11 protein-coding genes are annotated in these 13,363 nt (G+C 72.0%); 3 read left to right on the forward strand and 8 right to left on the reverse strand.

Annotated features, from left to right (window positions below; translation table 11 throughout):
* Positions 1 to 99: 99 nt before the first annotated feature.
* The gene (locus tag LDL48_RS37995; protein ID WP_225260011.1) at positions 100 to 1,836 is read right to left on the reverse strand and encodes a S8 family serine peptidase; all 1,737 of its coding nucleotides are present in this window, start codon (positions 1,834 to 1,836) and stop codon (positions 100 to 102) included.
* Between the two features lie 145 nt (positions 1,837 to 1,981).
* Here LDL48_RS37995 and LDL48_RS38000 point away from each other — a divergent pair, with 145 nt between their 5' ends.
* The gene (locus LDL48_RS38000; RefSeq protein ID WP_225260012.1) at positions 1,982 to 3,076 is read left to right on the forward strand and encodes an LCP family protein; all 1,095 of its coding nucleotides are present in this window, start codon (positions 1,982 to 1,984) and stop codon (positions 3,074 to 3,076) included.
* A 37-nt stretch (positions 3,077 to 3,113) separates the two neighbouring features.
* Here LDL48_RS38000 and LDL48_RS38005 read toward each other — a convergent pair whose 3' ends face one another.
* From LDL48_RS38005 to guaB, 6 genes are all read right to left on the reverse strand, one after another.
* Positions 3,114 to 3,437: a hypothetical protein gene (locus tag LDL48_RS38005; protein WP_225260013.1), complete on the reverse strand. Its 324-nt coding sequence runs from the start codon at positions 3,435 to 3,437 to the stop codon at positions 3,114 to 3,116.
* Positions 3,438 to 3,523: 86 nt separating this feature from the next.
* On the reverse strand, positions 3,524 to 4,948 hold the full coding sequence (locus LDL48_RS38010) for a M1 family metallopeptidase (protein ID WP_372472283.1): 1,425 nt from the start codon (positions 4,946 to 4,948) through the stop codon (positions 3,524 to 3,526).
* 28 nt (positions 4,949 to 4,976) lie between these two features.
* Positions 4,977 to 5,792 carry a glycerophosphodiester phosphodiesterase gene (locus LDL48_RS38015; RefSeq protein WP_225260014.1) on the reverse strand — a complete coding sequence of 272 codons (816 nt, stop codon included), beginning with the start codon at positions 5,790 to 5,792 and terminating at the stop codon, positions 4,977 to 4,979.
* Entirely contained in the window at positions 5,789 to 7,849 is a 2,061-nt protein-coding gene (locus LDL48_RS38020; RefSeq protein ID WP_225260015.1) for an FG-GAP repeat protein, read from the reverse strand. The genes LDL48_RS38015 and LDL48_RS38020 overlap by 4 nt, the downstream gene beginning before the upstream one ends.
* A 166-nt stretch (positions 7,850 to 8,015) precedes the next feature.
* Complete coding sequence (locus LDL48_RS38025) at positions 8,016 to 9,134, reverse strand: GuaB3 family IMP dehydrogenase-related protein (RefSeq protein WP_225260016.1); 1,119 nt, start codon at positions 9,132 to 9,134, stop codon at positions 8,016 to 8,018.
* 20 nt (positions 9,135 to 9,154) lie between these two features.
* The gene (guaB, locus tag LDL48_RS38030) at positions 9,155 to 10,642 is read right to left on the reverse strand and encodes an IMP dehydrogenase (protein WP_225260017.1); all 1,488 of its coding nucleotides are present in this window, start codon (positions 10,640 to 10,642) and stop codon (positions 9,155 to 9,157) included.
* A 119-nt stretch (positions 10,643 to 10,761) separates the two neighbouring features.
* Here guaB and LDL48_RS38035 point away from each other — a divergent pair, with 119 nt between their 5' ends.
* Positions 10,762 to 11,163 carry a DUF5319 domain-containing protein gene (locus tag LDL48_RS38035; protein WP_225260018.1) on the forward strand — a complete coding sequence of 134 codons (402 nt, stop codon included), beginning with the start codon at positions 10,762 to 10,764 and terminating at the stop codon, positions 11,161 to 11,163.
* A 709-nt stretch (positions 11,164 to 11,872) separates the two neighbouring features.
* Here LDL48_RS38035 and LDL48_RS38040 read toward each other — a convergent pair.
* A complete protein-coding gene (locus tag LDL48_RS38040) occupies positions 11,873 to 12,724 on the reverse strand; it encodes a response regulator transcription factor (RefSeq protein ID WP_225260019.1) in 852 nt (283 codons plus the stop codon).
* 231 nt (positions 12,725 to 12,955) lie between these two features.
* Here LDL48_RS38040 and LDL48_RS38045 point away from each other — a divergent pair, with 231 nt between their 5' ends.
* A complete protein-coding gene (locus LDL48_RS38045) occupies positions 12,956 to 13,345 on the forward strand; it encodes a WhiB family transcriptional regulator (RefSeq protein ID WP_225260020.1) in 390 nt (129 codons plus the stop codon).
* Positions 13,346 to 13,363 lie beyond the last annotated feature (18 nt).

Genomic DNA, 13,363 nt, shown 5'->3' on the forward strand with positions numbered 1-13,363 from the left:
AAGCGCGACGGCCCGCCCGGCCGACGCCCACCTACCCTCGACGGGCGGTGGAGCGCGGCGCGGCGCGGGCCGGTAGCGCTTCGGTTGCGGTGGACCCGGTCAGCGGGTCCAGTTGCGGGTGCTGGAGTACTTCACGTTGCCGGCCTGGTCGTACGCCCGGACCTGCACCTTCATGCTCCGCGGCTGGCTCGACGCCGCGAACGAGAACTGGTACGGCGACGTCTTGTCGGTGGCCACCTTCCGGCCACTGATGATCAGCTCGGTGCGGTTGACCCCGTAGAAGTCGGAGGCGGACGCCTTGACCGTCACGGTGCCCCGGACCCGGGCGTTGTTCGCCGGCGCGCTGGTGATCTTCACGGACGGCGCCAGGTTGTCCACCACGATCGAGCGGTTGTAGGAGCCCCGGTTGCCGGCCCGGTCGTAGACGTAGACGGTCAGCGCCACCGTGCCGTTGTTCTGCCGGGTGGTGTCCAGCTTCAGCTCGTACGGCGCGGTCGTGTCCTGGCTGACGTACTTGCCGTAGGCGTACAGGTCGACGTTGCGGATGCCCGAGCCGCCGGTGTCGGCCACGCCGGTCGGCTTGACCGTGATGGTGCCGCGGGTCTTGGCGCCCGAGGCCGGCGACGCACCGGTGACGGTGGGCGCCAGGCGGTCGGTGGTGGCGGTCAGCGACGCGGGCGCGTCGACGATGCCGGCGCTCACCCAGGAACCGATCTTGCGAGCCTTGCCGGTGAGCGCGTTCGCCAGCGAGTAGCCGGTGTAGCTGGGGTTGCGGGTCTTCACCAGCGCGCCGACGCCGGCCACGATCGGAGCGGCGAACGACGTGCCCTCGGCTACCGAGTAGCTGCCGCGGTTGGTCATCGACGTGACGATGCCCGGGGCGGCGACGTCCACCCAGTTGGTGGTGGAGGAGTTGCGGTTGGTGAAGTACGCCGGCGCATCCGAACCGGAGGCGGTGGCACCGACCGAGACCACTCCCGCATACCCCGCCGGATACACCGGGGCAGTGCTGTTCTCGTTGCCGGCCGCGGCCACCACCAGGACGCCCTTGAGGTTGGCGTACGCGACCGCGTCGGCCTCGACCTTGCTCCAGTCTCCGCCCAGCGACAGGTTGATGATCTTCGCGCCGTTGCGGGTGGCGTACACGATGCCCTCGGCGATGTCGCTCGCGTAGCCGCGCCCGGCTGAATTGAGGACCTTGACCGGCAGGATCTTGCAGGACCAGCACACGCCGGCCATGCCGCTTCCGTTGTTGCCGCGGGCGGCGATCAGCGAGGCCACCCGGGTGCCGTGACCCGCGTCGTCGGCGGCGTTGCTGTCGTTGTTGTAGAAGTCGTAGCCGGGCAGCACCGCGCCGGCCAGGTCGCCGGTGGCGGTCACCCCGGAGTCCACCACCGCGACGGTGACCGCGGAACCCGTGGTGGTGTCCCACGCGGCCGGCACGTTGACGTCGCTGAACTCGGTCTGGTTGCCGGCCGTGTACTGCGGGTCGTTCGGCGTCACGTCGAACGCTTCGACCTGCTGGTCCACCTCGACATAGGCGACGTTCGGATCGGCCCGCAGAGCCGTGATGGCCTGATCCCGGCGATCGCTGGGCACCTCGGCGGTCTTCGCCCGGAGTTCGTCCAGCTGCGCGCGGCCGGAGCTGCTCGGTGCCGCCCAGCGGGTGCCGAACCTCGACACGGCGCGGGCGGGCGCCTGCTGGTCGGCGCCGGCCTTCAGGCCCACGACGATCCGCACCGCTCCCGGCTCGATCACCTCGGCCACCGCCCAGGTGGTCACGCTCGTCATCGCCACCACGACGGCCGCCGCGGCCGCACCCACCAGCTTCTTCACGCACACACTCCCCGTTTGACGCGCCCGCCGGAGGCGAAACGCGCGGGTCAGCGTACGGCCACCCCGCCCGGAAACGGGGACACAGTTTCACGTATCGAGATCATCGGTCATTGAGCTGGGAATTCCGTTCACCTAGTGTTCCGGTGTGCGGAACACACGGGTGGTCTGGACGATCGCCGCCATCGCGGCCGTCCTGGTTCTCACCGGCGCGGGCATCGCGCTGGCCCTCGCCCAGCGGACCGACCCGCCGGTGGCCGCCCCGGCACCGGCCACCCCGCCGGCCACGCCGCCGCCCACCTCGGCCAGCCCGGAGCCGCCGGCCGGCGCCGACATCACCGGCCCGCTCGACCTGCTCATCGTCGGGGTGGACACCCGGGTCAGCATCCCGGACTGGGAACCGCACGCGGACGCCATCATGCTGCTGCACGTCGACGCCGACCTGAAGTCCGGCTACCTGTACTCGCTCCCCCGCGACCTGCGGGTGAACGTGCCGGCGTTCCCGAAGGCCGGCTTCCGCGGCGGGCGCTACAAGATCACCGAGGCGATGAGCCGCGGCTCCCGGGTACCCGGGTCCAACCGGCCCAGCGCCGCACAGGGCTACGAACTGCTCGAGCAGGCCGTCTCCGACTACACCGGCATCGAGACCTTCCACGCCGGCGCGGTGCTCACGTTCAACGGCCTGAGCCGGCTGACCGACGCGCTCGGCGGCGTGACCCTGCGCATCGACCAGAAGGTGGTCTCGCAGCACCGGCGACCGGACGGCACGATGCGCACGATGCGCTCGGGCGGCGGCGGGTACACCGGCCCGCAGGCCACCTACCTGCCCGGGACGCGGACGCTGAAGGGCTGGCAGGCGATCGACTACGCGCGGCAGCGCTACACCCCCGGCGGCGACTACACCCGGCAACGGCACCAGCGCCAGCTGGTCGAGGCGCTGCTCACCCGGGTCGGCACGGCCGGTCTGGCGACCGATCCGGCGAAACTGCAGTCGGTGCTCACCGCGCTCGGCGACACGCTGCTCTACGTGGGTGGCCGCAACCCCATCGAGTACGCGTACGCGCTGCGCAACCTGAGCCCCGCGGACCTCACCCTGGTCGGCCTGCCCGGCGCGTCGATCGGCAGCGGCGGCGGGTACGCCGGTGAACAACTGACGTCGGTCGGCCGTGGCTTCCTGCGCGCGGTGGCGCAGGGCCGGCCGGAGACGTACCTGGCGGATCACCCGGAACTGGTCCACCGCTGACGGCCGGGTACGCGGCGGCTGCGTCACGCATCTGACCTCAGCCGCCCTGTTGCACCGTCAGGCTTTGGCACTGGGCTCGAAGCAGGGCCAGAGCACGCTCGGACACGGCCAGCCCTTGGCCGCGCACGTACGAGACGTCAGCCGCCGGGTCGTCGCCGACGATGAGGCGAATCAATTCGGGCGCAATCGCGCCATCCTCGATGCCGAACGCGCCGTCACCGAAGTAGCCACGGGCCGCACCGGTGGTGTAGCCGGTGAGCCCCGCGGCCGCCATCGCCGCGACGAGCTCGGGGCTGGCGACCAGTTCCGGCGGACGGCCGGCCAGCGCGTCCGGCGCCCACGACAGTTCAACGCTGAGCACGCCGTCCTCCTCGCCGGACAGGTCCCAGGCCGGGTCCGGATCGATCTCGTACCGGCGCGCCTCGCCGCTCGGACTCGGGCCTGAGTTCACGGACGTGGTGGCTGGGTCGTGCCGAACAACCAGGCCTGGAACAGCGAGTCGAGATCCTTGCCGGATTCCTTCTCCGCGGCCGCGATGAACTCCGTGGTCGTCACGTTGCCGTTGCGCTGCTCGGCCGGCCACGACTTGAGCAGCCGGAAGAACGCCTCGTCGCCGATCGTCTTGCGCAGCGCGTGCACGGTCATCGCGCCGCGCTGGTAGACGGACTGGCTGAAGATGCCCTCCGGACCCGGATCGCCCGGCGGCTCGGACCAGTCGAACGAGGCGTACCGGCGGGCGAAGTTCTGCTCCGCCGTCGTGGCGCCCTCGTGCTCCTGCCACAGCCACTCCGCGTAGCTGGCGAAGCCCTCGTTCAGCCAGATGTCCTTCCAGCGCTCCAGCGCCACGCTGTCGCCGAACCACTGGTGGGCCAGTTCGTGCGCGACCACCGTGGTCTGCGTGCCGCTCCGGAAGAACGTGTTGCCGTACACCGGCCGTGACTGGGTCTCCAGCGCGTAGCCGACCCGGTCGTCGTCCAGCACGATGCCGCCGTAGGCGTCGAACGGGTACGGCCCGAACCGGGTGGCCAGGAAGTCCGCCACCTCGCCGGTACGGGCCATCGAGCGGGCCGCCGGACCGTCCGCGGGCAACGACTCCGGAATCGCGATGACCATCGGCTTGCCGGCGTGCGTGCTGGTGGAGACGCGGTACTGGCCGATCGCGACGGTCGCCAGGTAGCTCGCCATCGGCGCCTTCTCGGTCCAGGTCCAGGTGGTCCAGCCGGCGTCGGTGGTCCGCTCGCCCGGCACCCCGTTGCTGATCGCCTCGACGCCCGCCGGCACCGTCATGGCCAGCGCGAACGTGGCCTTGTCGGCCGGGTGGTCGTTCACCGGGAACCAGGTGCTGGCGGACTCCGGCTCGCCGAGCGCGAACGCGCCGTCGTCGGTACGCAACCAGCCGCCGACCCCCAGCTCCTCGTTGCGTAACGCCTCCGGGCGGCCGGAGTACTCGATCACCGCGGTGAACGCGGTCCCGCGGGTGATCCCGGCGGCCGGCGTGATCACCAGTTCGTTGCCGTCCGCGGTGGCGCGCGCCGCCCGCCCGTCGACCGTGACCTTGCCGGCGACCAGGTGCGCGAGGTCGAGGTTGAACCGGGACAGGTCCTGGGTTGCGGTGGCCGTGACGGTGGCGCTGCCCCGCAACTGGCCGGACTTCGGGTCGTACCGCAGCTTCAGGTCGTACCCGCCGACGTCGTACCCGCCGTTGCCGTACTTCGGGAAGTACGGGTCGCCGATGCCCTCGGCGCCGGGCCGGAAGTCCGGCGGCGGCCCGGAACTGGGCGGCGCGGCCGGCGGCGCACCGTCGGAGGTGCAGCCGCCCGCCAGCAACGCCACGGCCGCGACCCGTGCCCAGTGATATCGGTGTCCCCTCACACCAACCGACACTACGTCGCAGTCCCGATCAGGAGCCGCCCACCGCGCACTGCCGGGCGGCCCATGCGCGGTAGGCGATCGGACGGTCGGTGATGATCTCGTCGACCGGCATCGCGGCCATCCGCGGCCAGTCGGCCTCCTGGTTGACCGTCCAGGCGTACAGCCGGATGCCGCCGGCCCGCCACTCGGTCGCCCGGCTCGCGCTGATCGCCGAGTACGACTTGAGGAACGCGTCGCCGTACTCCCGGATCTGGTCCGCGTGCAGGTAGCCCGCGGTGTGCAGCAGGCCGGTCCGGGCGCCCGGGACGTGGTCCCGGGCGGCCAGCACGACGTCCCGGCTGAACGACATGATCAGCACCGCGTCGCGGCCCACCGACCGGTCGATCTCGTCGGCCACCGCGCGCCACTGCTCGGCGGTCGGCGTCACCTTCAGCTCGGTGAGCACGAACGCCTCGTGGGCGACGGCCTCCGCGTACACCTCGCGCAGCGTCGGGACGTACTGCCCGTCGTCGGTCGGGATGCCGCGGTTGCCGGCGTCCAGTTGCGCCACCGGGCCGCTCAGCGGACTGACCCGGTCGACCGTCGCGTCGTGCAGCACCACCGGCGTGCCCCGGACGTCGAAGTGCACGTCCAGCTCCCAGGTGGTGACGCCGGCCGCGCCGGCCGCCCGGAACGCGCCGACCGTGTTCTCCATCGCCCGCTCGGTGCCGCCGCGGTGCGCCACCACCGCCGGCGCCGGCGCACACGGCGCCGGTGCCTCGACGGACGGTGGTACGACGGACCACCCGGAGAGCGCGAGACCGGCGGCGAGGAACGCGACGACCGGCGCGCTCCGCCGGATCACGGCGTGCCCGCGACCCGGGACAGCGTGGTCACCGAGCCGGCGTTCGGCTCACCGGTGGCGGCCTCACCGGGGCTGCCCACGATGGCGTCCGCCTTGCCGTCCTTGTTCAGATCACCCAGCACCAGCCCGGCGGCGAACCGGTCGTCTGCCTCGTCGGTGCCGTACACGTCCTGCTGACGGATCATCTGCAGCGCCGTCAGCGCCTTCGGCCGGGCGGTGCTGACCGCGCCGCCGGCGTAGGCGTACAGCACGCCCGCGTTGCCGTTGCGTCCCGGCGCGCCGATCAGCAGGTCGGCGTACCCGTCCGCGTTGACGTCGCCGGTCGCGAACGCGCTGCCGTACAGGTCACCGGTCCGGTTGGGGTTGTTGGCGAAATCCGTCCCGGCCAGGCCGAAGGCGGCGCCGTGCGCGGTGTTGCCGCCCGGGAGGACGGTCACGGTGCCGGACTGCGGGTCGGCGTTCGGCGCCTCGCCGGGAATGCCGATCGCCACGTCGCCCCAGCCGTCCTTGTTGAAGTCGCCGACCGCCACCGCGGCACCGAAGCGGTCCCCGGTCTCGTTCGCCCCGCCGTTGCCGGCCTGGTTCGGGCCGACGCCGCCGGAGGTCACCGGGCCGTTGGCCGACCCGGGGATGATGAAGATCGCGCCGCCCTGCGGGTCCTCGCCCGGGGCCTCACCGGGCGCGCCGACCACCAGATCGGCGTGCACCGTGCCGGTCTTCGGGCCGAGGACGTTGCCGGCCGCCACCGAGGCGCCGAACAGGTCGCCGGCCTCGTTCGCGCCGCCGGCCGACGACTGGTTCACGAACCAGGCCTTGACCAGCCCGGACGCGCTGCCCTTGAGGACGGTCACCTCGCCGCTGCGCTTGCTGTCGATCACCTTGCCGGGTGTGCCGATCGCCAGGTCGGTGTAGCCGTCCGCGTTGAAGTCGCCGGCGGCCAGGCTCTTGCCGAACTCGTCCCCGGCGCCGTCGGTGCGGCCGATGTCGTTCTGGTCGAAGCCCTTGGCCTGGTCCAGGCCGTTGGCCGACCCGGAGAACACCGCGATCGCGCCGGCCTTGATCGTGCCGACCACCTCGCCCGGGGTGCCGATCGCCAGGTCGGCGTAGCCGTCCTTGTTGAAGTCGCCGGTGGCGAGCGCCGAGCCGAACCGGTCACCGGCCTCGTCCGCGGCGTTCCACCGGCTCTGCAGCAGCCGCTTGCCCGCAGCCGGTCCGTTCCGGCCGCCGGCGAACACGGTCACCGTGCCGGACGGCACGTCGTTCGCCGCTCCGGTGGTGTCCGCCGGGGCGCCGACCGCGACGTCCAGGAAACCGTCCTTGTTGAAGTCGGCGGTCGCGACCGCGGTGCCGAATCCGGCGTTGGCCACCGGCGCGACGCCGGCGTCCGTCGGGGTCAGCGTGAGCTGGTCGAACGGGTCCGCCGAGGCGGCCGGCAGGGTCAGCGCGGGCACCGGCTGGGCCACCACCGCGGCGGTCGTGTCGGACGAGCCGATGCAGCCCTTCTGCCCGGCCAGGCGGGCCACCGCCACCAGTTCGGCGCGGTTCTCGCCCAGGTCGCGGACCAGCGGCGCGCCGGCGTCGCCGCGGCACAGCCCGGCCGAGCCGGCCGGCGCCAGGTCGAGGCGGTCACCGGCGGCCTCCTCCACGGCGAACGTGGCGGCGTGCGGCTCGGTCGGGACCCAGGTGTCCGCGGTGCGCCCGAAGCCCACCGCGGTCAGCGCGTCGCCGGCCGCCGCGGCGGCCGTGGCACGCGGGATCGCGGCCGTCGTCACCGGCCGGGTCAGGATCGCCAGGGATAGGTTCGGTGCGGCGTCGGGCCGAACGTCCACCACCTTGACGGCGGCGCCGGACCGGAAGACCGCGGTGATCGCGGACGTCGAGCCGGCCACGCACTCCCGGGCGGTGAGCACCGCCCGCGGTCCGATCAGGACACCGGTGCAGGACCGGGCATCGGCCGCACCCGGCGTGCCGATCTGCAGCCGGGTGACGAAGTCGTACGCCGTGGGCGCGACCGGTCCACCGGCGGCGCGGGCGGCGGTGCCACCGGTCGCGCTCACCAGTACGGCGAGAACACAGACCGAGGCAGGACGAAGCAGTCGGGACAGTCCCCGTGACATCAAAGTTCCCCCGTGGAATCGTGCCGCTCGACCCCCGTGCCGAGTCGGACGGAGCGATGCTACTCGATTCCACGGGACCGGCGTGATCCCGGTCGACGGTGGACGCTCAGCGGTCCAGGACCAGGGCCACCTTCTGGAACTCCTTGACGTCGCGGTAGCCACACTTGGCCATCGCCCGCCGCAGTCCGCCGAACAGGTTGAGCTGGCCGTCGGGGCGGTCGGCCGGGCCGTACAGCAGTTCCTCGAGGGTGCCGTCCGGCTCGCCGGCGATGCAGAAACCGCCGCGCGGCAGGCTCGGGTGGCTGGCCGCCGAGTGCCACCAGGCACCGCCGGCCGGCGCGCCCTCGGCCAGCGACAGCGGCTCGCCCAGCATCACCGCGTCGGCACCGCAGCCGATCGCCTTGGCGATGTCGCCGGAGGTGGAGATGCCGCCGTCCGCGATCAGGTGGACGTACCGGCCGCCGGTCTCGTCCAGGTAGTCCCGCCGCGCCGCCGCGGCGTCCGCGATCGCGGTCGCCATCGGCACCCGGATGCCGAGCACCGTGTCGGTGGTGGCCCACTCGTCCGCGCCGACGCCCACGATCACGCCGGCCGCACCGGTACGCATCAGGTGCAACGCGGTCTTGTAGTCGGTGCACCCGCCGACGATGACCGGCAGGTCCAGGTCGGCGATGAACTCCTTGAGGTTGAGCGGCTCGTCCGTGGTGGACACGTGCTCCGCGCTGACCAGCGTGCCCTGGATGACGAGCAGGTCGACGCCCGCGTCCAGGATCACCGGGGCCAGCGCCAGGGTGTGCTGCGGCGACACCCGGACGGCGACCGTGACGCCGCCGTCCCGGACCGCGCGCACCCGCTCCGCGATCAGCTCGGGGCGGATCGGCTCGGCGTACACCTCCTGCAACCGCCGGGTGGCGTCCGCCTCCTCGTCCAGCGAGGCCAGCTCCTCGAGAACCTTGGTGGGGTCCTCGTACCGGGTCCACAGTCCCTCGGCGTTGAGCACGCCCAGGCCGCCGAGGCGGCCCAGCGCGATCGCCGACTCCGGACTCATGGTGGCGTCGGACGGATGCGCGACGCAGGGGATCTTGAAGGGGTACGCGTCGACGCGCCACTCGGTGGACACGTCGTCGACGTCGCGGGTGCGCCGGCTCGGCACGATCGCGATGTCGTCGAGGTGATACCCCCGCTGCGCGGTCTTGCCCAGCCCGATCTCGACCACGTCACGCATGTCCTGACCTCATTTATGAGTTAACGGGAGTGATAGTTCGGTGCCTCGACGGTCATCTGGATGTCGTGCGGGTGGCTCTCCTTCAGACCTGCCGCGGTAATCCTGATGAGCTGGCCCTTGGCCTGCAAGTCCGGGATGGTCTCGGCACCGGCGTAACCCATCGCCAGGCGCACCCCGCCGACCAGCTGGGCCACCACCCGCGACAGCGGGCCACGGTAGGGCACCTGGCCCTCGACGCCCTCCGGCACCAGCTTCTCCTCCGGCACGTCGTGCTGGAAGTAGCGGTCCTTGGAGTAGGACTTGGCCTGGCCACGCGACTGCATGGCGCCGAGCGACCCCATCCCGCGGTACGACTTGTACTGCTTGCCGTTCATGAAGATCAGGTCGCCCGGGCTCTCCTCGGAGCCGGCCAGCAGCCCGCCCAGCATCACCGTCTCGGCGCCCGCCACCAGCGCCTTGGCGATGTCGCCGCTGTACTGGATGCCGCCGTCCGCGATCACCGGCACGCCGGCCGCCTGGCACGCCCGGGTGGCTTCCATGATGGCGGTGATCTGCGGTACGCCGACGCCCGCCACGATCCGCGTGGTGCAGATGGCACCGGGCCCCACGCCGACCTTCACCGCGTCCGCGCCGGCCTCGGCCATCGCCTTGGCGCCCGCGTAGGTCGCCACGTTCCCGCCGACGATGTCCGTGCCGGTGTCCCGCTTGAGCCGGGCGATCATGTCCAGCACCTGGCGCTGATGACCGTGCGAGGTGTCCACGATGATCACGTCGACACCCGCGTCGATCAGGCCCCGGGCCCGCTTGTACGCGTCGTCGCCGACACCCACCGCGGCGGCCACCCGGAGCCGGCCCTGCGGGTCCTTGGTCGCGTTCGGGTACTGCTCGCTCTTGGTGAAGTCCTTCACCGTGATCAGCCCGCGCAGCCGGCCGTTGTCGTCGACCAGCGGCAGCTTCTCCACCTTGTGCCGCTGCAGCAGCGCGAGCGCCTCGTCCTTGGTGACGCCGACCGCCGCGGTGATCAGCGGCATCCGCGTCATCACCTCGCGGACCTTGGCGCTGTCGTCGGTCACGAACCGCATGTCGCGGTTCGTGACGATGCCGACCAGCACACCCTCGGCGTCCACCACCGGCACGCCGGAGATCCGGTACTTCCCGCAGAGCGCGTCGACCTGCCGCAGGGTGTCGTCCGGGCTGCAGGTGATCGGGTTGGTGATCATGCCGGACTCGGAGCGCTTCACGAGGTCGACCTGGGCCGCCTGGTCCTCCGGGGACAGGTTGCGGTGCAGGACCCCGATGCCGCCCTCACGGGCCATGGCGATCGCCATCCGGGCCTCGGTGACGGTGTCCATCGCGGCCGACAGCAGCGGAATCGACAGCTCGATGTTGCGGGTCAACCGCGTGATGGTGTTGACCCGGCTCGGGACGACATCCGATTCGCCCGGCTGGAGAAGAACGTCATCAAAGGTCAGGCCGAGCGGAACCGAGCGCGCCGATTCAATGTCCACGGATCATCCCCAAGAGAGAAGGCGAGTGTCTCATCCTACCCATCGCGCGAGTCCGCTCCGCGGGGCGGACACCACGTGCGGGCCAGCACACACGCGCCCGACATGAGTACGGTATGGGGGTGCAGGAAGAACCGATCGACCCGTTCACCGGCGACCCCGCCGACCCGGCCGCGGAACTCGACGACGCCGACGACGACGTCGAGAGCGACCCGCTGACCGAGGCCGAGCGGCAGGACGTGCTCGAGGACCTCTCCGACCTGGAGATCTACCAGGCGTTGCTGAGTCCGACGGGCATCCGTGGGCTGGTCATCGAGTGCGAGGACTGCCACGAGCCGCACTACTTCGACTGGGATCTGCTGCGCGGCAACCTGCGCCACCTACTCACCTCGGGGCGCCCCCGGGTCCACGAGCCGGCCTACGACCCGGACCCCGACCATTACGTAACGTGGGAGTACGCCCGCGGCTACGCCGACGGCGTTCACGACACCCTGACCGAAGGCACCGACGACGACCCCTCCTGAGCGCAGTGCCCCGGCGGGCAGCGATCGACGTCCGCGCGGCCGTAGCCGCAGATCTCATCGGCAGCGGCGATTCTTGGAGCGAAATGGCCCGCCCGGGGGCAGGGCGCCTCCAAGACCTGCCTACGGCGCCAAGATTTTCGTCGGCGACTTGCACACCCGGACATCACGGAGCTTGCGGCCCGCCGTGCTCCGCCAGGTGCCCGCGCGACTCCCCGACCACCACGCGTGTGCCGCAAGGGCGCGCCCCGCACCCAAACCCCCCACACCGCTCCCCCGACCGCCGCGCGTGTGACGCAAAGGCGCGCCCCGCACCCAAACCCCACACACCGCTCCCCCACCACCACGCGTGTGCCGCAAAGGCGCGCCCCGCACCCAAACCCCCCACACCGCTCCCCCCACCACCACGCGTGTGCCGCAAAGGCGCGCCCCGCACCCAAACCCCACACACCGCTCCCCCACCACCACGCGTGTGCCGCAAAGGCGCGCCCCGCACCCAAACCCCACACACGGCCACGGGGCGTGTGACGCCGGGGCGCGCTCCGCGCCCGTCGCGTCGACCGGGGCGACCGGCCGGCGGAAACGGCGCGGGCGGCCCCGGTCACCCGGAACCGCCCGCCACCACCATCCAGCCAAGCGCCAACCCATCCAGCCAAGCGCCAACCCGGCCGGCTAAGCGCCAACCCATCCAGCCAAGCGCCAACCCGGCCGGCTAAGCGACCAATCCGGCCCGGAAGCCCGCCGCCACCGCGTGTGCCCGGTCCCGCGCACCCAGCTTGCGGAACAGCCGCCGGGCGTGCGTCTTCACGGTGTCCTCGGACACGAACAGCTCGCGCCCGATCTCGGCGTTGCTCTTGCCGTCCGCCATTCCGCGCAGCACCTGCAACTCACGTTCGGTGAGAGTGAGGCGCCGCCCGGCGGGTGCGCCCTCGGCCACCCCCACGCCGGTGCCGTCGTTGCCCGGCCAGACCATCGGTCGGCCGGTCGCCGGGTCCAGCGGCGCGTCTCCGCGCTGGGCCGGGACCATCGGCGAGTTGGGCAGCATGGCCGGCACGGTCCCGCTGTTCGGGGAGCCCATGCCGAGGCCGTCGCGGTGCAGCCCGCGGGCGGCGGCCGAGTTGGTGTTGCGGGCGCCGCCGGCCACGGTGGCCGGTTGCGCGTTGGCGCCGTTGATCGGCATGCCCGGTTGCGGGCGGACCGGTAGCAACAGCAGTAGTAGGGCTTTGGCGACCACGCTGACCAGGTCGTGTTCGACGCCGCGGATGACGCCTCGGGCACCGGCGGCGACTGCCGCGGCGGCGACCCGGGGGTCTTCGGCACCGAACAGGACGAGCTGTGCCTGCGGGGCGCGAGCGAGGACGCGCCGGGTGAAACCGACGCTGTCGGGACGGGTCACGGCGGTGTCGGCCAGCACGACCTCGGCCGGACGTTCAGCCAGACGGATCATGGCCTCGGTCTCGCTGACCGCCGTCCGCACGACGCCGGTCATGCCGAGCCGGGCCGCGGTGGACGCGACGGTTTGGGCCGCCAGCGGGGTACGGACGCACACGAGGACGGTACGCACAGTGATCCTCCTTCTCTCTCAGAGGAGATCACGCGAGGGCCGCAGCATTACGCGCTTTAGATGGAAAAAACAGGAAAGATCGGAACGGGTTACGGGGGCGATGCAAGAAGGCTCACGAAGACATCGACATCTCGCGTGTGAGGCGGCGACCGCGGGGGTACACCCGGCGCAGGCCGGTGACCGGTCCCGAAATGACAACACTCCGCGGTGCCGCGCGGGAGGAGGGTGTTGATGTCGAACGTTCGCAGACTGCCCGGGCCCATCGCCGACCTTTGGGATTGGCAGCGACTCGGCCTGTGCAGGGGGCGGGACAGCGCCCAGTTCTTCCACCCCGACGGCGAGCGCGGGTCGTCCCGCAACCGCCGCGAGGCGAAGGCCAAGAGTGTCTGCGGCGCCTGCCCGGTTCGGGCGGAATGCGCCGCGCACGCTCTCGCGGTCCGTGAGCCGTACGGGGTCTGGGGAGGTTTCAGCGAAGCGGAGCGGCTGCGGCTGCTCGCGGTCGGCTGGGAGGACCTTGCCGACCGGCATCACGGACGCGTCGACCTTGCCCGGCTCGAGGCACGCCTCGGCCGACCCCACAAGTCCGCGGTACCGGCACAACGGCAGGTACCGGCGGCCTGACGCCGCCCGACACGCGGA

The sequence above is a fragment of the Jidongwangia harbinensis genome (genome assembly GCF_020216025.1).
GTDB lineage: Bacteria > Actinomycetota > Actinomycetes > Mycobacteriales > Micromonosporaceae > Actinoplanes > Actinoplanes harbinensis.